Here is a 21,280-nt window from a genome sequence, read left to right as displayed (position 1 = left end):
CTCTCAGGCTCCGTGGGTGTCGTCGCGGGGGGCTTCGGGGTGCAGCAGACGGTCGATCCCGGCCTTGTCGTAGCCGAGTTCGGCCAGGACCTCGCGGCTGTGCTGGCCGAGCTTCGGCGGGGCGGAGCGCACGGAGGGCCGCACGCCGCGGAAGTTGACCGGGAAGGCGACCTGCCGCAGGGGCCCGACGTCGGGGTGGTCGACCTGCTGCACCATGCCCAGGGCCTCGGTCTGCGGGCAGGCGTAGACCTCGTCGAGGGACCTGATGGGCGCGACGGGCACGCCCAGCGGGCCCAGCAGGGCGCACCAGTGGTCCACCCCGCGGTCGACGAGGACGGCCTCCAGCTTGGCGTTGAGCGCGGTGCGGTGCGCGACCCGGTCGCGGTTGGTGGCGAACCGCGGGTCCCCGGCCCACTCCGGGTGGCCCAGGGCCTCGCAGAGGCGGCGGAAGAGGACGTCGTTGCCGACCGCGATCACGAAGTGGCCGTCGGCGGCGGCGTAGGCCTGGTAGGGGACGAGGCTGGGGTGGCCGGAGCCGAGGCGTGCGGGGCGCTCACCGGTGGCGAAGTAGCCGGTGGCCCAGTTGATGTGGAGGGCGAGCTGGGACTCGTAGAGGGAGGTGGTGACGTACTGGCCGCGGCCGGTGCGCTCCCGTTCCACCAGGGCGGCGTTCACCCCGACGAGTCCGAAGAGGGCGGCGCCCAGGTCCCCCATGGCGTAACCGGCCTTGAGCGGTGGGCCGTCGGGTTCGCCGGTGAGGGACATCAGGCCGGCGGAGGCCTGGGCGACCATGTCGTAGCCCGGCTCGTCGCGCAGCGGTCCGCTCTCGCCGAAGGCGGAGATGTGCAGCAGCACCAGGCGGGGGTAACGCTCGCACAGCTCCCGGTAGTCGAAGGCGCGGGCCAGGGAGCTGCCGGGCCGGAAGTTCTCCACCAGCACGTCGGCGTCGGCCAGCATGCGGTGGACGGCCCGCTGTCCGGCCGGGGACTTCAGGTCAAGGGTGACCGAGCGCTTGTTGCGGTTGGCCGCCAGGTAGTACGTGGCGTCGGGGCCGTTGAAGGGCGGGCCCCAGCCCCGGGTGGGGTCGCCGCCCGCGGGGTGCTCCACCTTGACCACCTCGGCACCGAGGTCGGCCAGCGACATGGTGACGTAGGGGCCGGCCAGGATCTTGGAGAGGTCGACCACCTTCATCCCGGCCAGCGGGGCGGCGTGCGCACCGGCCGGCGGGGCGGCGTCGGGGGTCGGCTCGGAGATCGGCTCAGACATGTTCGGGCTCCTTCACGAGGTCGAGCGCCAGGTGGCCGCCGTCGGCGAGGACGGCCAGGTGGTCCAGGGCGGTCTGCGGCACGGCGTCGGGGTCCGCAAGGAGGTCCAGGTGGGCGCGGGCCACCAGCAGCGCGCGGCCGTTGCCGCCGTGCTCGGCCTCGAAGTCGCCCTGGTCGAAGAGGAGGGTGGCCATGACCGCGCGGGTGAGCCGGTCGGCGTACCGCCCGCACCGGACCTCCTGCTGCTCCTGCTCCAGGCCGAGCAGCGCGTCGCCCTCGGCCCGCAGCTGCTCCCAGCGTGCGGTCAGCCGTCCGCCGGCGGCGGGCCCGTAGGTGTCGGCGAGGGTGTGGTGGGAGCGCTGGCGGCGCAGGCACCGCAGCACGTCCAGGGCGATGACGTTGGAGGAGCCCTCCCAGATCGAGCCCAGGTGGGCGTCGCGTACCAGGCGGGGTTCGACCCAGTCCTCGATGTAGCCGTTGCCGCCGCGTATCTCCATGGCCTCACCGGTCACCGAACGGGCCCGCTTGCACAGCGTGTGCTTGGCGAGCGGGGTGAGGACGCGGACCAGGGCGAGGGCCTGCTCGTCCCCGTCGTCCGCCGCTGTCAGCCGCGCCGCGGTCTCCAGCACCAGGCCCAGCGCGGCCTCGGTGTCGACCATCAGGGGCAGCAGCGTGGCGCGCATCAGGGGCTGCTCGAACAGCGGGCGGCCGAAGACCTCGCGGGTCCGGGTGTGGGCGACGGCCTCCCGCACCGCGCGCCGCATCAGGGCGGTGGCCCGCATGGCGTTGGAGAGCCGGGAGACGTTCAGCATCTCCGCCATCTGCCGAAAGCCCCGCTCCAGCCGGCCGACGGGGGTGGCGTAGGCGCCGTCCAGGGTGACCTCGCCGCTGGGGATGGAGCGTGAACCGAGCTTGTCCTTGAGCCGGTTGATGCGGACCGCGTTGCGGGTGCCGTCGGGGCGCAGGCGCGGCACCAGGAACATGCCCAGGCCCCGGGTGCCCTCGCCCTGGCCGGGGACGCGGGCGAGGGTGAGGACGACGTCGGCGGCCGGGTTGGAGGCGAACCACTTCTCGCCGGTGAGGGTCCAGTGGGTGCCGTGGTCGGTGGCGACGGTCCCGGTGCGCCCGACGTCCGTGCCGCCCTGCTTCTCGGTCATGAACATCGCACCGGTGGCACGGGTCGCGGGGTCGGTGGCGGAGAGGGCGGCGATCTCGGCGGCGTAGCGCTCGGGGTCGAACATGCGCAGGATGCGGGCGGCGGAGTCCGTCATCGACAGCGGGCACGCCATCCCGAACTCCGACTGCACGTAGAGGTAGGAGAGCGCGTACTTGACCGTGTGCGGGACCCGGGTGGGCCAGCCGAGGACGCCGGGGCGGTGGGACATCGCGGCGAGCCCGAACCGCTCGTAGGCGACCGCGGCGACGGCGTCGTGGGCGGGGTGGTACTCGATCTCGTCGATGCGGGTGCCGTCGGGGGCGTACTGGCGCAGGCGGGGCGGGTGCGCGTCGGCGAGCGCGGCCTGCCGGTCGAGTTCGCCGGCGGCGAGTTCCCCGAGTTCGGCGAGGAGGGGCTCGACCCGGGCCCGGTCCTCGGGTGCGAGGACGCGGTCGAGTACGGGTCGCAGGGCGGGGTCCTGGTCGGCGTGGTTCACGGGAGTGCTCCGGAGTGCTCGGTGCGGACGGGGGCGGACGCCGGACGGGGGCGCGGGCCTCGCAGGGGGCTGGGCGCCGGGTGGGGCTCAGGCGGCGTGCGGGGCGGTCAGGGGGGCGGCGGGGGCCGGTTGGTGCCGGCGGTCCAGCCGGGTCAGCAGCGGCAGGACGCCGCCGAGCGTCACCGCCGTGTAGCCGAGGCCGAGGGCGACGACCGGCCAGATGGAGCCGGTGGCCGTCAGCAGGGACTGCGAGACGATGGGCGCGGTCCCGGCGAACAGCGCGGTGCACGCCTGGTACGCCAGGGACATGCCGGTGTAGCGGATCTGGACGGGGAAGACGCGGGCGAGGATGCCGGCGAGCGCGGCGTAGTACATGGCGTGCGGGAAGGTGGCCAGCGCCATGCCGAGGGCGGCGAGCCCCAGGTTGCCCGTCCCGACCAGGACGAACATCAGCGGCAGCAGCGCGAACTCCGGCAGCAGCATCCACAGCACGGCCCGGCGCACCGTCCACCGGTCGGCGAGCACGGCGCCGAAGGGCTGGACGAGGACCTGCACCACCAGCGCGACGGAGATGACGGTCAGGAAGGCCGTGCGGTCGTAGCCGAGGTCGGTGGTCGCCCAGGAGAGGGCGAAGGTCGTCTTGACGTAGGTCAGGGCGACGCCCGCCACTCCGGCGAGCACCGCGAGGACCACCAGGACCGGGTAGCCGGTGAGCACGTCCCTGATCGGCAGCCGGCTGGTCCGGCCGCGTTCGAGAGCGCGCACCATCTCCGGGGTCTCGGCGAGCCGGAGCCGGACGAAGAGGCCGACGGCGACGAGGACGGCGGAGGCGACGAAGGGGAGGCGCCAGCCCCAGCTCTCGAAGGCGGCGTCGGGGAGTTGGGCGATGCCGAGGAAGGCGAGGGTGGCCAGGAGGTTGCCGACCGGCGAGCCCTGCTGGGCGAAGGCGCCGTAGAGCACCTTGCGTCCCGGCGGGGCGTGTTCGGTGGCGATGAGGACCGCGCCGCCCCACTCGCCGCCCACCGCCACGCCCTGGATCATCCGCAGCACGACGAGGAGGACGGGGGCCGCCGCGCCGATCTGCGCGTACCCGGGCAGCAGTCCGACGGCCAGGGTCGAGCAGCCCATCAGGCTCAGGGTGGTGACCAGTGCCTTCTTGCGGCCGTAGCGGTCGCCGAAGTGGCCGAAGACCAGGCCGCCGAGCGGTCGGGCCAGGAAGCCGACCCAGAAGGTGGCGAAGGCCGCGAGGGTGCCGACGGCCGGTGAGGCGCCGGCGAAGAAGACCTTGCCCAGCACGAGTGCGGATGCCGAGCCGTAGATGTAGAAGTCGAACCACTCGATGGTCGTGCCGACGAAGGCGGTCACGCCGGCTCTGCGGGCCCGGGTGGCGGCGAGCGGGTCGGCGGGGGCGGGCGGCGGGGCGTGGTGCTGCATGACGAGCGTCCTCTCGTAGCGGCATGTCCGGCCACGGCGAAGGACCCGTACCCCTGGTCCGGTCTGCGCTCCGTCGCGGGACACGGGTCACTCTGCCGCCCCGATTAGGACCTGTCCAAGACCGATTTCGCCGGCGAACAAGACGGGTTCGCACACAGTGCGGTACCCGGACCGTCCGACGGGCCGTCTGCGCCCGGCGGTTCGCTGCGGCCCGGCGCCCCGCGGCCGTCGCGCGGACGGTGGAGCACCGCGTTCCGCCCAACCGCCCTCAGCTCTCCGCGCCCGCCGCGTCCTGCGGTGTGGGCAGCGCCTTCTCCGCCACCCGCAGCACCGCGCGGAGTGCGGCGGACCGGTTACCGGTGCGCCAGCCGAGCGCGATGGGAAGCACCGGTACGTCCCGGCCGGCGAGCGGGCGGAAGACCACGTGCGCCAGGTGGATGTTGCGCGCCGACTCCACCACGACGGCGATGCCGATGCCCGCGCCCACCAGGGCCAGCATGGTGTAGGAGTCCGGTGCCTCCTGGCTGATGCGCGGGGCGAAACCCGCCTCGTGGCAGGCCTGCACCGTCGCCTCGCGCACTGCCGAGCCGCGGGAGAGCGGGAAGGTGACGAAGGGCTCGTCGGCGAGGTCGGTGAAGGTCACCTCCTCGCGCCCGGCGAGCGGGTGGCTGTCCGGCAGCGCCAGCACCAGGCGCTCCATCCGCACGACCCGGGTGGCGATGCCGCGCCGGACGGGCAGGGCGACGAACCCCAGGTCCAGGGTGCCGTCGGCGATCCGGCTCATCGCCTCGCCTGCGTAGGTCTGCCCCTCCAGCACCAGCTCGATGCCGGGGAGTTCGGAGGTCACCGCCCGGGTGAGGTGGGGCAGCGCGGCGTAGCTGCTGGCACCGGCGAACCCCACCGTGACCCGCCCGGCCTCGCCCTGGTGCGCCGCCCGCACCGCCCGCCGGACCGCGGACGCCTCGGCGAGCAGGTGCCGGGCCGGCTCCAGCAGCGCCTGCCCGGCCTGGGTGAGCCGCACCGTCCTGGTGGTGCGGTCGAAGAGCTTCACCCCCAGGTCCCGCTCCAGGCGGCGGATCTGCTGGCTGAGCGGCGACTGCGCGACGTGCAGACGCTCGGCGGCCCGGCCGAAGTGCAGCTCTTCGGCGACCGCCACGAAGCCTGTGAGGTGACGTATCTCCACAGGCGCACGGTAGTACGGCCCCGGAGTCCTGGCCCGGGCCTCAGGGACCAGGTAGCCGCCGGTAGGTTCCGGGGGGCGCTTCTCCGCATGCCCGACGCCGCGCTACCGCGGTCAGTCCCTACGAGTGCGTGATCCGGTCGCGCAGCCAGGAGTCGACGCGGCTGAGCGCCGTCCTGGCCATTGCCGTGGGGTGGCCCGTGAAGCCGTGGGGCGCCTCGGGGTAGACCCGGAGCTCGACGTCGTTGCCCGCCGCTGACAACCGGCCTGCCAGCGCCAGGTTGTCCTCCAGCAACACGTCTGCGCTTCCGACGACCAGCAGCGTCGGGGGGAGCCCGCGAAGAACGCCAAAGACGGGAGAGATGTCGGGAACAGTGCGGTCTTCCACATGACCTGCGTACGCCTGGATGAAGTATTCGTCCGCGATGCGGCGTCCGGCCGGGGTGCGTGCGCTCAGGTCGTAGGTCCCGAACTGGAGCGCGGCGCCGGTGAATCGGCCGACGCAGCCTCTGTCCCTCAGCCGGAGCAGGGTGGCCAGAGCGAGTGTGGCTCCCGCGGAGCTCCCGCCGATCGCAAGTCGGGACGTCCCGAAGCGGGCACCGGCTTCTTCGACGAGCCAGAGCGCCGCCGCTTCGCAGTCGTCGGGCGCCGCCGGCCAGGGGTTCTCCGGGGCCAGCCGGTAGTCGACGCTGACAACGGCGAGGTGCAGGGCGTCTGCGAGCTCGCGGTTGCGTCCGTCTCCTCGCGCTGCGGAGTCCATGTAGAAGCCGCCGCCGTGTATGTCCAGGTAGACGCCCTGCGGCGGACCGTCGACAGGAGTGAAGATCCGGACGGGGACACGCGCTTCCGCGACTTCGATCGTCTCTTCGACGGCAGGCGGATCGGCGGCGTGAGGAGCAGACCTCTTCGCTCGGGCCTCCTTGAGCTCCTCCAGTGTGCCGGGGCCACGGCCTGCCGCCCTCGACCTGTAGAAGTCACGAGCTTCATCGACCTGCTCGGCGGGCACGTCGGCGAACAGTGTGTCCAGCGCGAGTCGCACGCGCCCTCCTCGTCACTCGGGTCTCCACTCCACGCTATCGAGGAAGTGTGCGGACTGACGCCGCCGGGGTGGCGTCAGTCCGTCGTCGAAGCGTGGTGATCTCGTCGTGCTGGGCCGCGAGGCGGGAGAAAGCCGTGGCCTGGAACTCCTGCAGGGCGTCCAGTCCGGTGTTCTTCCTGCTCAGGCGCTCGCGCAGAGTGGCATCCCCGGTTTTGAGACGTTCGATCCGAACCAGGCGTGGGTCGGGCTGCTGTCCGGCTTCCCGGGCGGCTCGGCGCTGACGGCCGGACCCGGACTTGAGGTCCGGAGCGGACTACCGCGCCAGGAACTCCTCCAGGACGCCCGGGGTCGCCCCGGCGGCGAAGGCGGGGGCGTCGGCCGCGGGCAGGTCACGGAGCCGGTAGCCCTCCTCCCCCGCCGCGACGGCCGCGGTGAGCGTCACCATCCCCGCCCTGCGCCCGAACGGCGAGTCGGTGAACGTCCACCCCACCACCGCGTCCCGCCGCAGGACCACCGTGTCCCGGCTGAACGTGCCCGAGCGGACCACCAGGTGGTCGCCGTCCAGACCGTGGCGGAGGCTGCGGTAGGCGTCGCGGGCCAGCCACCGCGCCACGAGGCCGGCAAGCACCAGGTGGACACCGGCCCAGGGCAGGAGCACGGGGGCGCACCAGACCCCGGGGACCGCCAGCGCCAGTGTGCCCGGCACCACGACGAGGAGGAGCCCGCGGATCCGGCGGCGGCGCAGGGCGTCCGGGTGCGGCCGCGACCGCGGCTCGGGCAGCGGACGTCGCAGGACGCCGGCGGCCGTGCGCAGCGCCTCGTCGCGCGGGGCGGGCGGCAGCAACGCCCTGCGCCGGCGGTTGTCCTCGCGGTCGCCGAGGCCGCCCGCCACGGCGTCGAGCAGCGCGCCGCCACCGGCCCGCAGCAGCAGGGGTTCGCGTAGCACCACACCTCGCAGCCGGGCCCTCTCGACCGTCACCGCGCGGGTGGCGACCAGGCCGCGCCGCACCCGCAGGTCGCGCGTCCCGGTCCACTCCAGGCGGTAGCCCCACCAGTTCTCCCCGTACAGGACGAGGGCGCCCAGGACGCCCAGGGCCAGGACGCCGAGGAGGGCCGCCGGTACCGTCAGCCACAGCGCGCTCGCGCCGAACTCCGCGAAGGCGTGCCGGATCCAGGGCAGTCGCCACGGCTCCATGCCGACGCCGTCGAGCGTGCGGTAGACCGTTCCGGCGACGGCCAGGACCCCGCCGACCACCCAGAAGGTCAGCGGCGCGTACCGCAGCCAGCGCCAGTTGAGGCGGGAGACCACCGGGTCGCCGTCCGTGGCCTGTGCCCCGGCGCGGGCCAACAGCCGGGTGCGCAGCCGCTCCGCCTCGGGTACGGACAGGGCGTCCAGGGCGAGTTCCCCCTCCCCCATCCCGGCCGTCCCGGCGCGCAGCACGGTCACGCCCAGCAGACGGTGGAGCGGTGAGGCGGTCAGGTCCACGGTGCGGACGCGGTGCAGCGGGATGCTGCGCCGGCGCCGGGTCAGCAGCCCCGAGCGCACCTCCAGCGCCTCGTCCGTGACCCGGTAGGCGGTGCGGGACCGCCGGACGAGGCCGGCCGCGAGGACGGCGACGAAGGCCAGGGTGAGCCCGGCGAGGGTGAGCCAGGTACCGCGTTCGATCCGGCCGCCGGTGGCGAGTGCGGTGAGGCCGAGGGAACCGAGCGGGGCGCCCAGCCAGCCGCAGTGGACGAGGAGCGTCCGCCGGTCCAGGCCGCGCCAGTCGGTCTCCTGCACGGCGGCGGCGCTCACGCGGCGTCCCCCGCAACCGCCTGCGCGGCACGGCCCACCCGGCGCGCCAGTTCCTCGGCGGCCGCGTCCGAGAGTCCCGCGATCCGGACGTCGCCGGCGGTGGAGGCGGTGGTGACGACGACCGTCGCGAGGCCGAAGCGGCGTTGCAGCGGACCTTGCACCGTGTCCACCGTCTGCACCCGGGACAGCGGCGCGATGCGGCGCCTGCGCCACCACCAGCCGCTCGCCGCGTACACCGCCTCGCTCCCCACCTCCCAGCCGTGCACGGCGTACCGCATGCGCGGCACGGCGAGGAGGTGGACGAGCGCGGGCGCCACCAGCACCACGGCGAGCAGCGGGAGGAGCCACGGGAGCGTGCCGGCGAAGAACAGCCGGGCGAGCACCGCCGTGGCGAGGGCGGTCAGGAGCAGCGGGCCGCTGAGGCAGAGCAGCGCCTGGGCGGTCCACCACCTCCTGGCCCGCGGGTCGACGCGGTGGCGCGGCGGTCGCAGCCGCGTGGGCGGTGTGCTGACGGTCATGGTGAACCCCCGTTCCCGGTGCGCGCCCGGAACAGGCGGACGGCACCGTGACAAGTCAACTGTATTGCAACCGGCAGCATACAATACAGGTGACTTGTGAAAGGACGGAGTGACGGTGCCCAAGCAGGTGGACCACGAGGCCCGGCGCACGGAGATCGCGGAGGCGCTGTTCCGCATCGCCGGGACCCGGGGGCTGGAGGGCGCGAGCCTGCGGGACGTGGCCGCCGAGGCCGGCATCTCCCTGGGCCGCCTCCAGCACTACTTCCGCACCAGGGACGAGATGCTGCTCTTCGCCCTGGAGCGCATGAACCACCTGGCGGAGGCGGGCATCCGGAAGCGGATCGAGTCGCTGGGCCGGGAGCCCACCCCCCACGAGGTCCTGCGCGAGAGCCTGCTGGGCATGCTGCCGCTGGACGAGCGGAGCCGCACCGGCTACCTGGTGGGGGTGGCCTACTTCGTACGCGCCGTGCACGACGAGAGCCTCGGCGCGCACGCCCGGGCCGGTATCCCGAACCTGCGCGCCTTCTTCGCCGACCAGCTCCGCCGGGCGCAGGACCGGGGCGAGGTGGCCGCGGGGCGCGACCCGGAGTCCGAGGCCATGCGGCTCATCTGTCTCGTCGAGGGGCTCAGCAGCTACGTCGTGCTGGACGTGCAGGGCGCGCAGGACGCGGTCCGCCTGCTGGACGGGCAGTTGGCGGAGCTCTTCACGGCACCGCCGCCCTCCTGCCGGGACGGACGGAGCCCGCGCGCGGGCGCACCCGTGCCCTCCTGACACCCGCCCGCGGACGCGGCCCGGCCCGGCCGGGCCCGGCCCCCAGAGTCTCAGTCCTCGCCGTAGACCTCGCCGCCGGGTTCGACCCGGGCGGTGCCCGCGGTGGCGTCGGCGAGCCGCCGGCGGAACCCGTCGAGTGCGGACTCCGGGAGCGCCACCTCGATCCGGACCTCGGCCCCGTAGACGACCTCCCGCACGGCGTGGCCGGTGGCGCGCAGCTCGTTCTCGACCTTCCCGGCCCGTTCGTGGTCGACGACGACGCTCACCAGCCTCCGCCGTCGCCGCACCGTCGTGCCGACCACGTCCAGTGTCTCCCCCACCACCCCGCCGTAGGCCCGGATCAGCCCGCCGGCGCCCAGCTTCACCCCGCCGAACCAGCGGCTGACCACGGCGACGGTGCAGCGCACCTCGCGCCGGGTCAGCATCTGCAGCATGGGGACGCCGGCGGTACCGCCGGGCTCACCGTCGTCACCGGCCTTCTGGACGCCGGCGTCCGCACCGAGGACGTAGGCGAAGCAGTGGTGCCGGGCGGTCGGGTGGGTGCGCCGGACGCGCGCCAGCACCTCCTGCGCCTCCTGCTCGGAGGCGACCGGCTCCAGCCGGCACAGGAAGCGCGACTTGTTGATCTCGATCTCGTGCTCGCCGGCCCGGGCCACGGTGCGGTACTCGTCCTGCATCACGCCACCCTATGCCGGACTCCCGGACGGTTCCCGGGCCCCGACCGGTCCCGGTGGACGGGCGGGAATCCGGGGCTGGTACCACGGCGTTGTGCCCAGCGGACGCGGCAGCAGGCCGCGTCGGCGGAGGACTGCGGCGGAGGACGACATGGACGGCGGCACGGAAGGCACGGGGCGGCGAGCGGTGAGCGCGGCGGACGTGGACGCGGCGGTGCGGGAGATCCTCACCGCCACCGGTGACACCTGGGCCGTGGTCGGCCTCTCGCACAACACCGCGCGTGCCGCCTACGGGGTCGCGCGGGTCCTGCAGCGCGCCGGGAAGCGGATCGTTCCGGTCCACCCGAAGGCCGAGACGGTGCACGGCGAACGCGGCTACCCGAGCCTGGCCCAGGTGCCCTTCCCCGTCGACGTGGTGGACGTCTTCGTCAACAGCGACCTGGCCGGGGAGGTGGCCGACCAGGCCCTGGAGGTGGGGGCGAAGGCCGTCTGGTTCCAGCTCGGGGTGGTCGACGAGGCCGCCTACCGGCGGGTGCGGGAGGCCGGGCTGGAGATGGTGATGGACCGCTGTCCGGCCATCGAGATCCCCCGCCTCGGGATCGGCGGCCGGGGCTAGCCTCGGGCGCATGAGCGCCGTTCGCCCCGCCCGCCCCGAGGACGCCCCGGAACTCGTCCGGCTCCGCCGCCTGATGTTCGCGGCCATGCAGGGCAGGGACGAGCCCGGGCCCTGGGAGGAGAGCGCGGTCCGCATGACCGCCGAGCAACTGGCCGCCCCCACGCCCGTCCTCGGCGCCTTCGTCGTGGACGCGGACTCCCCCGGCCCGGACGGCCGCCCTCGCCTGGCCGCCTGCGCCGTGGGGCGGCTGGAGGAGCGGCTGCCCGCTCCGGGCCACCCGTCGGGCCGCTTCGGCTTCGTCTTCAACGTCTGCACCGACACCGGCCACCGGGGCCGCGGGTACGCGCGGGCGACGACCCGGGCACTGCTGGAGTGGCTGGCCGAGCGCGGCGCGAGCCGGGTGGACCTGCACGCCACCGGCGAGGCCGAGAGCATGTACCGGTCCATGGGCTTCGCGGAGCACTCCACGGCCCTCTCGCTCGACGTCCGGGAGCTGCTGCGCGAGCGGCCGTGACCCGCCGCCGGCCGAGGCGGCGAGCCGGGCTCGCGGCCCTCAGACCGCCAGGCCGAGTCCGTCCAGCAGAGCCGCGCCGGGCAGTGCCGCGAGCGCCTTGCCGGGCAGGACCAGCTTCCCGCGCCGCGAGCCGCTGCCGACCAGGACGTACTCCAGGTCGGCCAGGCGCGCGTCGACCAGCAGGGCCCAGTCGGCGGGCAGCCCGACCGGGGTGATGCCGCCGCACTCCATGCCGGTGGCCGACACCGCCGTGTCCATCGGCGCGAACGACGCCTTGCGGGCGCCGAGTCGGCGGCGGACGGCGCCGTTGACGTCCACCTTGGTGTGGCTGGGGACCAGGCAGGCGGCGTAGGTGACCTCGCCCTGCCGCTTCCCCGCCACCACGACGCAGTTGGCCGAGGTCTCCAGCGGCCAGCGCGGGTGGCGTTCGGCGAAGACGGCGGTGTCGGCCACCGCCGGGTCACTGTCCACGAACAGCAGCTCTTCCACCGGCCCGGGGCCTTCCCAGGCCCGCAGTGCGTCGGCCACGGGGGTGGGCAGCAGGTCCAGTCGGTCGACGGCGGGGGTGACGTCCTCGAAGGCGTCCTCGGGATGCACGAACACGGCACGGACGATACAGGTCCGCGCGCCCGGGACGGGCCGCGAGGACAGGTGCTCCACGGCGGCCCCGCAGCGGCCGGCGCCCGGCGGCGCGGCTCACCCTGCGCCGCGGCGGTTCCCCCGCCGCGCACCGGCCTGCCCGCGGTGCACCGCGCCCTGCCCGCGCCGGCCTTCGTGGGACAGGCGGACGTCGCGGCCAACGGCGCCTGCGCGCCGGCCGCGCAGAGCGGCCCGGTGACCCTGGCCGCCGTACTCGCCTCGCTGTACCCGGTGGTCACCGCCCTCACCGCGAGGGGTGTCCTCGGCGACCGCCTGTGCAGGGTGCAGGCGGTCGGCGCCTCACTGGCCGGGACGGGAACCGTGCTGCTCGCCTCCGGTTGACGGCGCCGGAACGGCCGCCGGTTCCGCGGGCAGCTCGTCCGCCGCCGCGATGTCCAGCAGCTCCTGCGGCGTCACCCCCTCGGGGACCGGGGTGGGTGCCGGCGTCCGCAGCGGTGGCTGCCAGCCCCGCCCGTCCTCCCAGCGCCGCACCACCCGCGCCGGTGCGCCGGCGACGACGGCGTGGTCGGGCACCTCGCCGCGGACCACCGAGCCCGCCGCGACGACGCTGTTGCGGCCCAGCCGGGCGCCCGGCAGGATCACCGCCCCGGTGCCGATCCAGCTCCCGGCGCCGATCTCGACGGGGGCGGAGCGCGGCCACTGCCGTCCCACCGGCACCTGCGGGTCGTCGTAGCTGTGGTTGGTGGTGGTGAGGTAGACGTGCGGCCCGACGAAGGTGTCGTCGCCGATGGTGAGGCGGGTGTCGGCGATCACATGGGTGCCCCGCCCCAGGACGACGCCGTCACCGAGGCTGAGCAGCGGGTCGGGACCGAGGTCGAGGTCGGGCATCATCCCCGCGGTCAGGGTCACGCCCTGGCCGATCACGCAGTGCGCGCCCACCGTGATCCACGGCTCCCCGAAGACGGTGCCCTGCGGGTAGGCGAGCCGGCTGCCCTCGCCGAAGGCCCGGAAGCGGTAGGGGCCCGGCCGTTCCCGCGTGACGGAACCGGCCTCCCGCACCCAGCGCGCGCCGCGGTGTACCAGGCGCGAGACCACCCGCCGGCGCCAGGCCGCGACGGCACGGAACGGGGCTGCCCAGGGCTTCGAGGTGTTCGGCACCCGCTCACCGTACTCAGCGGTCACCTCACGGTGCGCGGCGGGCTCCGGCCGGCCCCGGGCCCGGCGCGAGGAGGCCGCCCCGGGCGACCGCGGCGGGGCCCGTCCTCGCCGCGGGACGGGTCAGTCGGCTGTGCCCGCCCCGACCGTCTCCTCCTGCGCGCCCGCCGTCCCGCGCGCCTCGCGCTCGGCCGCGAACCTGGCGGCCCGGCGCTTCATGACGAGGAAGGAGCCCAGGCCGAAGAGCACCGCGGCCACCAGCCCCAGCCACGAGAACCGCTTGAGCCAGGCCTCGGCGACCACGCCGATGCTGTAGACGAGGGCCGTGGTGCCGCCGGCCCAGGCCACGCCGCCGAGGGCGTTGGCCGTGAGGAACTTCCAGTACGGCATCTTCAGAACGCCGGCCAGCGGGCCCGCGAAGATGCGCAGCAGGGCGATGAAGCGGCCGAAGAAGACCGCCCACATGCCCCAGCGGTCGAACTTCTCCTCGGCCATGGCCACGTGGTCGGGCCCGAAGTGCTTGGGGAACCTGCGCCCCGCCCATTCCAGCAGGGGCTTCCCGCCCCTGCGTCCGATCAGGTAGCCGAGCGAGTCGCCGACGATCGCGCCCGCCGAGGCGCAGACCCCGAGGACCAGCGGATTGACCTGCTCCCCGGTCGCCGCCAGGATCGAGGCGCTGACCAGGACGATCTCGCCCGGCAGCGGGATGCCCAGACTCTCCACCCCGATGACCAGGGCGACGAGCGCGTAGACGCCCACAGCCGGTACGGAGTCGAGCCACGCCTGAACGTCCACGCCGTTCCCCTTCGTTTCGACGGGGTGAGGCCGGTTCGTCGTACCGGCGTAACACCGACGCCCCCTGGCGTCGTCGGCGTGACGCACCCCCGAGGAAGGGTAACGGATCGGGCCTGCCCGGGCCGGGCTCCACCGGGCCCGGGCGGCCGCCACCGGGTTCCGGCCGCGGCGCCCGGCGGAGGCGGCCGCCGGCCCTCAGGCGTCCTTGGGCCGCAGCGTCCAGACGACCGTCATCTCCGCGGTCACCGCCCCGTCCTCCCTGGTGATCGACACCCGCACCGGGAACTCGGGGCGCGTGCCCGCGTCGAGCTCGGCGACGACCTCCGCGACCGGGCGCCCGAGCTTCGCCGTGGCGGTCACCGTGCCCATGGCGAGCTTGACGTAGCCGATCTCGGCGCTCACGGCGAGCGGCACGGCGCGGGAGAGCTGGTCGCCGAAGGCCGCGAGCACGATGGCGCCGCTGGCGGACTCGGCGAGGGTGAACATCGCGCCGGCGTGCGGGCCGCCGAGGTGGTTGTGGAAGGCGGGCTGGTCCGGCAGGACGGCCACCGCCCGCTCCGGGGTGGTCTCGGTGAGCTCCAGGTTCAGGGTGCGGACCATCGGCACGGTGGAACTGAGTATCTCGCCGATCGCCGGCGTGGGCTGAGGTGACATGGCCACATGTTACCTGCGAGTAGCAACGAGCGCACCCCTGCGCGCCCCCCGGCCTCCCCCAGGGCGGGAGGCCGGGGGACAGCAGGGACGGCCCGCCCGTATCGTGGTCCCCTCCGACTTCCTCCCCTTCTGACTGGACGCCGTGGTGGACGCTTCCCGACTTCCCGCGTGGGCCGGGCGTAACTTCTCGCTGCTCACCGGGGCGAGCGTGCTGTCCGCCCTGGGCAACTCCGGGGCTCTGGTGGCCTCGGCCTTCGCGGTGCTGGCGGCAGGCGGCTCGGGTACCGACGTCGGTCTGGTGGCCGCGGCGCGGACCGTGCCGCTGGTGGTCTTCCTGCTGGTGGGCGGCGCCGTCGCCGACCGGCTGCCCCGGCAGTGGGTGATGGTCGCCGCGAACGCCCTCAACTGCCTCTCGCAGGCCCTCTTCGCGCTGCTGGTCCTCACCGGCCGGCCGGCGCTGTGGGAGATGGCGTCGCTGGCCGCCCTGGGCGGCACCGGCCAGGCGTTCTTCGCCCCCGCTGCGAGCGGCATGCTCCTCTCCGCCGTCCCCGAGGGCTCTTCCGGCCCCGCCTTCGCCGTCTTCCGGATGGGCACCAACGGCGCCGGCATCCTCGGTGCCGCGTTCGGCGGTGCGCTGGTCGGCGCCGTGGGGCCGGGGTGGGTGCTGGCGGCCGACGCCGCGACCTTCGCCGCCTCGGGCGCACTCCGCGCCTTCCTGGACGTCTCCCACATCCCCGCCCGGGTCCCGGGCGAGGGGGTCTGGGCGGACCTGCGGGAGGGCTGGCACGAGGTGGTCGGGCGTCCCTGGCTGTGGTCGGTGGTGCTCCAGTTCGCGGTGGTCAACGCGGTGGTGGCGGCCGGCGAGTCGGTCTACGGCCCCCTGGTGGCCGAGGACCGGCTGGGCGGGGCGGGCGCGTGGGGGCTGGCGCTGGCCGCGTTCGGCGTGGGCACCCTGGCGGGCGGCGCGCTCATGACACGGCTGAGGCCCCGGCGCGTCCTGTTCGCCGGCCTGCTCTGCGTCCTGCCGCTGGCCGCACCGTCCGCGGCGCTGGCGCTGGCCCTGCCGACGGCCGCCCTCTCGGCCGTGATGTTCGCCACCGGCATCAGCCTGGAGGTGTTCGGGGTGTCCTGGATGACCGCCCTGCACCAGGAGATCCCGGAGGAGAAGTTCTCCCGCGTCTCCTCCTATGACTGGCTGGGGTCGCTGGCGCTGGTTCCCGTGGCCACGGCCGTGGCCGGACCGGTGCAGGACGCGGTCGGGCGGACGGCGGCGCTGTGGGGCGCCTCGGCCCTGGTGGTCCTCCTCACCGTGGCGGTGCTCTGCGTACCCGACGTGCGGCGACTGCACCGGCGCCCGGCCGCCACCACGGGGACGAGCACCACGCCTGCGGAGGCAGCCCTCGCACCGGCGGTACCCGGCCCCGCCACGGTGGAGCCCGGGTTCACGACGAAGGGCCTGGGAGTGCCGGCGGGCGGCGAGGAGACCACCTCGCCGGCGGGCTGACCCGGACCGCAGGCCGGGACCGCGGGCGCCGGCGAGCCCCGCGCCCGTCCGGCCCGTGCCCCCGCCCGGTCAGCCCACTCCGAACGTGCCCCGGGGCGGCTGCGGGGAGGGTTGGGCCTGCGCGTCGCGCACCGGGACCGCGCCGGCGGTCAGCCGCCGCACCTCGGCGCCGTGGGCCACCCGCGCCGGGAAGGCGTCCCGGCGGACCCGGCGGCCCAGCTCCGCGACGTCCGGCCCGGCCTGCGAGGCGGCGACCACGAGGTTGCCGAACCTGCGGCCCTTGAGCACCGGCGGCTCCGCCACGACGAGGACGTGGGCGAAGGTCTCGGCCAGCGCCGCGAGCTGGCCCCGCAGGAAGTCGAAGGGGGCCGCGTCGGCCAGGTTGGCGACGTAGGTGCCGCTCGGCCGCAGGACGCGTGCCGCGGCGCGCACGTACTCCAGGGACGCCAGCCGGGCCGGCACCCGGGAACCGGTGAAGACGTCCGCGACGAGCACGTCCGCACTGGCCGGCGGCGCCGCCTCCACGGCCTCCCTGGCGTCCCCGGCAACGAGGTCCACGTCGGCGCCGGGCGGCAGCGGGAGGAACTCCGCCACGAGCGCCGACAGGGCCCGGTCGGACTCGACGACGCGCTGGCGCGAACCCGGTCGGACGGTGGCCAGGTGGCGGGGCAGGCTCAGGCCGCCGCCACCGAGGTGGAGGACGTCCAGCGGGCTGCCCTCCGCGGCCGCGACGCCGACGACGTGGGCGATCCGGCGCAGGTACTCGAACTCCAGGTGGTCCGGACGGTCGAGGTCCACGTAGGACTGCGGCGCGTCGTCCACCGTCAGCAGCCACGCCCGCGGCCGGTCGACGTCGGGCAGCAGCCTGGCCGTACCGTGGTCGACGGCGCGGACCACCGGGAGGGCGGCAGGGTTTGCCGCGGTGTCCTCGGGCGGGTCGTCGGCAGCCGGCCGCGGCCCCTCCGGGCTGGTCGGGCGGTCGGGGAGCGGCGCGGGGTCGTCATGGGGCACGCCCGTATTGTGCCGGTGCGGGTGGCGGTCGCGGTGGGCGGGCCGGGCGTGGCCGGTGCCCTTCCCCCGTGTCCCGTACGGGTGCTGCCCGGAGGCGGCTCGGGGCCGTCCTCGGTTACGCTCCCCAGATGGTCCAACGTGCCGCACCGCCCGACGGTTTCGCCGCGCGCTGCACGCGCGTGCTGTTCTCCCCGTGGGCCCGCCTCACTCTTCTCGTCCTGTTCCTCGGCGCCGCCGCCGCCCTGATGCTCCTGTGGCAGCCCCAGCAACTCCTCACCCACCACTGGCCCGCCTACCTCTCCGGCCCGCCGGCCGCGGCGGTCTACGCCGTCGTCTACGGCGTGTTCACCGTGGCGTTCGTCCCGCGCCCGGTGCTGAACGTCGCGGCGGGCGCGGTGTTCGGGACGGGGTACGGCGTGGCCTCCGCACTCGCGGGCACCGTCATCGGCGCGGGACTGGCGTTCCTGCTGGGCCGGGCGCTGGGACAGCGGGCGCTGCGGCCGCTGCTGCGCGCCCGGTGGTTGCAGGCGGCGGACCGTCAACTCAGTGACCACGCCTTCCGTTCCGTGCTGGTCATCCGCTTCCTGCCGGGCGTCCCGTTCTGCGCGAGCAACTACTGCGCCTCGGTCTCGCGGATGCGCCTGACGCCCTTTCTGCTGGCCACCGCCCTGGGCAGCCTGCCCAACACCGCGGCGTACGTGATCGCCGGGTCCCGTGCCACCAGCCCGACCTCACCGCTGTTCCTGGTGTCGGTGGGGGTGATCGTGGTGCCCGGGCTGGTCGCCGCCGTGGTGGCGTGGCGCCGGCGACGGCAGTTGCCCTGGCGGCGCCGCGGGAGCGAGCCGGTCATGCTGGCCTCCTCCAGTCATTCCTCCGACACCGCCGACCGGCCCGGACCCGCACGTGCCGAGCGCCTCGGCGACGTCGCCTGAGGACCCGCGGGCCCGAGCGGCGGGAGGAGAGACCTCCGACCGGTGGGCAGGGGGCGTCGGCCGGGTGACGGGCGACGCGGGTCAACTGCCCCGGAGCAGCCCGACGCAGGCGACGCCACCGGGCAACGGCCCCTCCCCGGCGGCTGCGGGACGTCCCGGCAGCGGCACCTGCCGTGTGTGTCCGGACACACAGAGCACTCACAGCGAGACGCCCCGGCCGGCATCGTGGCAGGTCCGGGCGGTGCGGCCGGGGCAGCACCCGGTCGGGCGGCGCTCCGTGGCCCCAAAACGTGGGCGCAGTGTCAGTGACAGCCCCTAGCATCGACTGCATGTTCCCGTCCTCCACCCCTTCCACCGCCGAACTGCAGCCGACGGCCGCCGAGGTGAACGAGGCGATACGCGCCTTCGCCCGGGCCCGCCGCGGTCGGGCGTGGACCACCGAGGAGCGCGCCGCCTACGCACGGCTGCTCACCGCGTGGACCAGGGCCGCAGGCCGCCCCGAGACCGCCGGCGTCTGACCACGGCCCCGCCTGCCGGCCCTGCCTGCCTCACGCCTGCGCCCCGGCCCGCCCCGCTCCCCCGCCGGACCGGCACACACCGCCGGTCCGGGCGCACACTGGAGACATGTGCAGAAGCATCAAGACGCTGCGTCCGCCGGTCACGCCTGAGGTGCGCGACGAGGACATCGCGGCCGCAGCCCTCCAGTACGTCCGCAAGGTCTCCGGATTCCGCAGTCCGGCGGCGCACAACCGGGAGGTGTTCGACGCCGCGGTCGCCGCGGTGACGGACGCCACCCGCGACCTGATGGCCGGGCTGGAGGTCCGGGGCGCACCCGGCGGCCGCCGCACCGGGCACTGAGCCTCCAGGCCGTCCCGCCCCCCCGGTGTCCGTCGGGCGGGGCGGGAAGGTTTCCGTCCGGCCGGTCCGGACACCCGCGAAGGGTCCGCGATGCGTTCTCTTCACCGAGCGAGGTCGGCCTGCCATGACGGCGTACGGGTACTTTCTGTCCTGCGAGGAACACGGTCCGCGCGAACTGGTCGAGCAGGCGCGGATGGCGGAGGACGCCGGCTTCTCGGCGCTGTGGATCTCCGACCACTACCACCCGTGGAACGCCCGGCAGGGACAGAGCCCGTTCGTCTGGTCGGTGATCGGCGCGCTCGCCGACGCCACCTCCCTGCCCGTCCAGACCGCCGTCACCTGTCCCACGGTACGCATGCACCCGGCTGTCACCGCACAGGCCGTGGCGACCAGCGCGGTCCTCCTGGGCAACCGGTTCCGCCTGGGGGTGGGTTCGGGCGAGGCCCTCAACGAGCACGTGCTGGGGGACTCCTGGCCGCCGGCGCCGGTGCGCCTGGCGATGCTGGAGGAGGCCGTGTACGTGATGCGGATGCTCCTGTCCGGCAGGGAGGTGACGCACCACGGCCGGTACTACACCGTGGAGAACGCCCGGTTGTACACCGTGCCCGAGGAACCGGTGCCGATCGACGTCTCGGCGTTCGGGCCCGCCGCCCTGGAACTGGCCGGACGCATCGGTGACGGCTTCATCACCATGGCGCCCGACGCCGCGGCCGTCCGCGGATTCCGGGAGGCCGGCGGTGGTTCCAAGCCGGCCGCCGCCGGGCTGAGGGTGTGCTGGGGCCGGGACCGGGGCGAGGCCGTCTCGACGGCCCACCGGCTCTGGCCCAACGACCACCTGCCGGGCGAACTGGCCCAGGTATTGCCGACGCCGAGCCACTTCGAGCAGGCGTCCACGCTGGTGACCCGGGAGATGGTGGCCGACGCCGTCGCCTGCGGCCCAGACGTCGACGCCCACGTCGAGGCGGTCACCGCCTACGCGCACGCCGGGTTCGACACCGTCTACGTGAGCCAGATCGGCCCGGACCAGCGCGGTTTCTTCGACTTCTACCGCACCGAGGTCCTGCCCGCGCTGCCGCGCTGAACCGCCGCCGCGAGCACCGGCGAGGCGGTGCCGGTGACCGGTGGAGCCGGCCGCGCGGCTCGTCGGCGGACGGACGGGCAGTGCGGTCCCCGGCCCCCTTCCGTAGCTCCTGAGAAAGGTTCGACCATGGTGAGCAACTCCTCCTCCGCCGCCCTCGCACCCGACGCGGCAGGTCTGTCCGCCGTCGTGACCGGCGGCTCCCGCGGGCTCGGGCTGCTGCTCGGGCGCGAACTGGCCGCCCGCGGCGCCACGGTGACGCTGCTCGCACGGGACGGCGACGAACTCACCGCCGCCGCCGACACGCTCCGCGAGACCGGTGGCGGGTCCGTGCGCACCGCGGTGTGCGACCTGCGGGACCGGGCGGCGACCCGGAAGGCGGTCGACGAGGCCGCCGAGGCGGCGGGCGGACTGGACGTGGTGATAGCCAACGCGGGCATCATCCAGGTGGCGCCCGCCTCCGCGCTGGGCCCGGCGGGCTTCGACGAGGCGATGCGCTCGATCTTCGAGACCACCGTCAACACCGCGTTCGCCGCGCTGCCGCACCTGCGTGCCAGCCGTGCGGGCGGGCGCCTGGCGCTCATCGGTTCCGTCGGCGGTCTGATGGGAACCCCGCACCTGCTGCCGTACTCGTGCGCCAAGTCCGCCGTCGGCGCGCTGGCCGAGGGGCTGCGCGCGGAGGAGTCGGCGCACGGCGTCAGCGTCACCGCGGTCCACCCCGGTCTGATGCGCACCGGCTCCCACCTGCACGCCCGTTTCGGCGGCGACGCGCCGCGGGAGTTCGCCTGGTTCTCGGCGGTGGCCGGCGTACCGGTGGTGTCGATGGACGCGGAGCGGGCGGCCTCCCGCATCGTCTCGGGAGTCCTGCGGCGGCGCGCCCGGTTGCTGCTGACGCCTGCCACGCGGGTGGTGTCGGTGGCACACGGTCTCGCGCCGGCCACCACCAACCGGCTGGTCTCCCTGTTCGCCCGCGCCCTGCCCGCCGACGTGCCGGACGGTGACGGCAGCACACGGGAGGGAGCCGACCTCGCCGACGCCCAGCCTCCGGGTCTCGGCGCCGCGGCACGCCGGATGCTCGGTGCCCTCAACGAGCGGGCCGCCTCCCGGTTCAACGAGCGGGCCGCCCGCCACCCCGGTGCCTGAGGGGTCCTTGCCATATGAGCGTCCGATGAGGTCGCGTGGTCTGGTGCCGTGCATCGCAAGGCGCCGGAGAGTCCTCGTAGCGGAGCTACCA

22 protein-coding genes and 1 pseudogene are annotated in these 21,280 nt (G+C 74.9%); 10 read left to right on the top strand and 13 right to left on the bottom strand.

The window, feature by feature from the left end:
• Window positions 1-3 precede the first annotated feature (3 nt).
• The 7 genes from ACFV3R_RS16570 to ACFV3R_RS16540 form a co-directional block, all read right to left on the bottom strand.
• On the bottom strand, window positions 4-1,266 hold the full coding sequence (locus ACFV3R_RS16570) for a CaiB/BaiF CoA transferase family protein (RefSeq protein WP_385582344.1): 1,263 nt from the start codon (window positions 1,264-1,266) through the stop codon (window positions 4-6).
• Window positions 1,259-2,917 (bottom strand): acyl-CoA dehydrogenase family protein, encoded by a 1,659-nt coding sequence (locus ACFV3R_RS16565; RefSeq protein ID WP_385582341.1) that lies wholly within the window; start codon window positions 2,915-2,917, stop codon window positions 1,259-1,261. Before ACFV3R_RS16565 ends, ACFV3R_RS16570 begins: the two co-directional genes overlap by 8 nt.
• 87 nt (window positions 2,918-3,004) lie before the next feature.
• A complete protein-coding gene (locus ACFV3R_RS16560) occupies window positions 3,005-4,351 on the bottom strand; it encodes an MFS transporter (protein ID WP_385582338.1) in 1,347 nt (448 codons plus the stop codon).
• 268 nt (window positions 4,352-4,619) lie between these two features.
• The gene (locus tag ACFV3R_RS16555; RefSeq protein WP_385582335.1) at window positions 4,620-5,534 is read right to left on the bottom strand and encodes a LysR family transcriptional regulator; all 915 of its coding nucleotides are present in this window, start codon (window positions 5,532-5,534) and stop codon (window positions 4,620-4,622) included.
• A gap of 118 nt (window positions 5,535-5,652) precedes the next feature.
• Window positions 5,653-6,570, bottom strand: coding sequence for an alpha/beta hydrolase (locus ACFV3R_RS16550; protein WP_385582333.1), 918 nt, complete (start codon window positions 6,568-6,570; stop codon window positions 5,653-5,655).
• A gap of 313 nt (window positions 6,571-6,883) precedes the next feature.
• Window positions 6,884-8,365, bottom strand: coding sequence for a PH domain-containing protein (locus ACFV3R_RS16545; RefSeq protein ID WP_385582330.1), 1,482 nt, complete (start codon window positions 8,363-8,365; stop codon window positions 6,884-6,886).
• Window positions 8,362-8,883 carry a PH domain-containing protein gene (locus tag ACFV3R_RS16540; RefSeq protein ID WP_385582327.1) on the bottom strand — a complete coding sequence of 174 codons (522 nt, stop codon included), beginning with the start codon at window positions 8,881-8,883 and terminating at the stop codon, window positions 8,362-8,364. Before ACFV3R_RS16540 ends, ACFV3R_RS16545 begins: the two co-directional genes overlap by 4 nt.
• 115 nt (window positions 8,884-8,998) lie before the next feature.
• Between ACFV3R_RS16540 and ACFV3R_RS16535 the strand changes: the two genes are divergently transcribed.
• The gene (locus tag ACFV3R_RS16535) at window positions 8,999-9,655 is read left to right on the top strand and encodes a TetR/AcrR family transcriptional regulator (protein ID WP_385582324.1); all 657 of its coding nucleotides are present in this window, start codon (window positions 8,999-9,001) and stop codon (window positions 9,653-9,655) included.
• A 50-nt stretch (window positions 9,656-9,705) separates the two neighbouring features.
• Here ACFV3R_RS16535 and ACFV3R_RS16530 read toward each other — a convergent pair whose 3' ends face one another.
• The gene (locus ACFV3R_RS16530) at window positions 9,706-10,332 is read right to left on the bottom strand and encodes a YigZ family protein (protein ID WP_385582321.1); all 627 of its coding nucleotides are present in this window, start codon (window positions 10,330-10,332) and stop codon (window positions 9,706-9,708) included.
• 148 nt (window positions 10,333-10,480) lie between these two features.
• Between ACFV3R_RS16530 and ACFV3R_RS16525 the strand changes: the two genes are divergently transcribed.
• Both ACFV3R_RS16525 and ACFV3R_RS16520 read left to right on the top strand, forming a co-directional pair.
• A complete protein-coding gene (locus ACFV3R_RS16525) occupies window positions 10,481-10,945 on the top strand; it encodes a CoA-binding protein (protein WP_385582318.1) in 465 nt (154 codons plus the stop codon).
• 10 nt (window positions 10,946-10,955) lie between these two features.
• Window positions 10,956-11,459 (top strand): GNAT family N-acetyltransferase, encoded by a 504-nt coding sequence (locus tag ACFV3R_RS16520; RefSeq protein WP_385582315.1) that lies wholly within the window; start codon window positions 10,956-10,958, stop codon window positions 11,457-11,459.
• A gap of 39 nt (window positions 11,460-11,498) precedes the next feature.
• Here ACFV3R_RS16520 and ACFV3R_RS16515 read toward each other — a convergent pair whose 3' ends face one another.
• Window positions 11,499-12,062 carry a YbaK/EbsC family protein gene (locus ACFV3R_RS16515; RefSeq protein WP_385582312.1) on the bottom strand — a complete coding sequence of 188 codons (564 nt, stop codon included), beginning with the start codon at window positions 12,060-12,062 and terminating at the stop codon, window positions 11,499-11,501.
• A 48-nt stretch (window positions 12,063-12,110) separates the two neighbouring features.
• On the opposite strand from ACFV3R_RS16515, the pseudogene ACFV3R_RS16510 reads away from it, so the two are divergent.
• A pseudogene (locus tag ACFV3R_RS16510) lies at window positions 12,111-12,440 on the top strand (EamA family transporter); the annotation flags it as partial.
• Here the strand turns inward: ACFV3R_RS16510 and ACFV3R_RS16505 are convergent.
• The 3 genes from ACFV3R_RS16505 to ACFV3R_RS16495 form a co-directional block, all read right to left on the bottom strand.
• A complete protein-coding gene (locus ACFV3R_RS16505) occupies window positions 12,399-13,217 on the bottom strand; it encodes an acyltransferase (protein ID WP_385582309.1) in 819 nt (272 codons plus the stop codon). The pseudogene ACFV3R_RS16510 and the gene ACFV3R_RS16505 overlap by 42 nt on opposite strands.
• Before the next feature lie 120 nt (window positions 13,218-13,337).
• Window positions 13,338-14,009, bottom strand: a complete 672-nt coding sequence (locus tag ACFV3R_RS16500; RefSeq protein ID WP_385582305.1) for a DedA family protein — start codon at window positions 14,007-14,009, stop codon at window positions 13,338-13,340.
• A 195-nt stretch (window positions 14,010-14,204) separates the two neighbouring features.
• Window positions 14,205-14,663 (bottom strand): DUF4442 domain-containing protein, encoded by a 459-nt coding sequence (locus ACFV3R_RS16495; protein WP_385582302.1) that lies wholly within the window; start codon window positions 14,661-14,663, stop codon window positions 14,205-14,207.
• 142 nt (window positions 14,664-14,805) lie between these two features.
• Between ACFV3R_RS16495 and ACFV3R_RS16490 the strand changes: the two genes are divergently transcribed.
• Window positions 14,806-16,167 carry an MFS transporter gene (locus ACFV3R_RS16490; RefSeq protein ID WP_385582299.1) on the top strand — a complete coding sequence of 454 codons (1,362 nt, stop codon included), beginning with the start codon at window positions 14,806-14,808 and terminating at the stop codon, window positions 16,165-16,167.
• Between the two features lie 69 nt (window positions 16,168-16,236).
• Here ACFV3R_RS16490 and ACFV3R_RS16485 read toward each other — a convergent pair whose 3' ends face one another.
• Window positions 16,237-17,178: a spermidine synthase gene (locus ACFV3R_RS16485; protein ID WP_385582296.1), complete on the bottom strand. Its 942-nt coding sequence runs from the start codon at window positions 17,176-17,178 to the stop codon at window positions 16,237-16,239.
• A 128-nt stretch (window positions 17,179-17,306) separates the two neighbouring features.
• Between ACFV3R_RS16485 and ACFV3R_RS16480 the strand changes: the two genes are divergently transcribed.
• The 5 genes from ACFV3R_RS16480 (at window position 17,307) to ACFV3R_RS16460 (ending at window position 21,189) form a co-directional block, all read left to right on the top strand.
• The gene (locus tag ACFV3R_RS16480; RefSeq protein WP_385582293.1) at window positions 17,307-18,110 is read left to right on the top strand and encodes a TVP38/TMEM64 family protein; all 804 of its coding nucleotides are present in this window, start codon (window positions 17,307-17,309) and stop codon (window positions 18,108-18,110) included.
• A gap of 329 nt (window positions 18,111-18,439) precedes the next feature.
• The gene (locus ACFV3R_RS16475) at window positions 18,440-18,628 is read left to right on the top strand and encodes a hypothetical protein (RefSeq protein ID WP_385582290.1); all 189 of its coding nucleotides are present in this window, start codon (window positions 18,440-18,442) and stop codon (window positions 18,626-18,628) included.
• Between the two features lie 106 nt (window positions 18,629-18,734).
• Window positions 18,735-18,968, top strand: a complete 234-nt coding sequence (locus ACFV3R_RS16470) for a DUF2277 domain-containing protein (RefSeq protein WP_385582287.1) — start codon at window positions 18,735-18,737, stop codon at window positions 18,966-18,968.
• 124 nt (window positions 18,969-19,092) lie between these two features.
• The gene (locus ACFV3R_RS16465) at window positions 19,093-20,049 is read left to right on the top strand and encodes an LLM class F420-dependent oxidoreductase (RefSeq protein WP_385582284.1); all 957 of its coding nucleotides are present in this window, start codon (window positions 19,093-19,095) and stop codon (window positions 20,047-20,049) included.
• 126 nt (window positions 20,050-20,175) lie between these two features.
• Window positions 20,176-21,189 carry an SDR family NAD(P)-dependent oxidoreductase gene (locus ACFV3R_RS16460; RefSeq protein ID WP_385582281.1) on the top strand — a complete coding sequence of 338 codons (1,014 nt, stop codon included), beginning with the start codon at window positions 20,176-20,178 and terminating at the stop codon, window positions 21,187-21,189.
• Window positions 21,190-21,280 lie beyond the last annotated feature (91 nt).

It is taken from the genome of Streptomyces sp. NPDC059740, from assembly GCF_042733155.1.
Lineage (GTDB): Bacteria > Actinomycetota > Actinomycetes > Streptomycetales > Streptomycetaceae > Streptomyces.
Note: the sequence above shows the minus strand (reverse complement) of the source record. Positions and strands in the feature narration are given on the sequence as shown.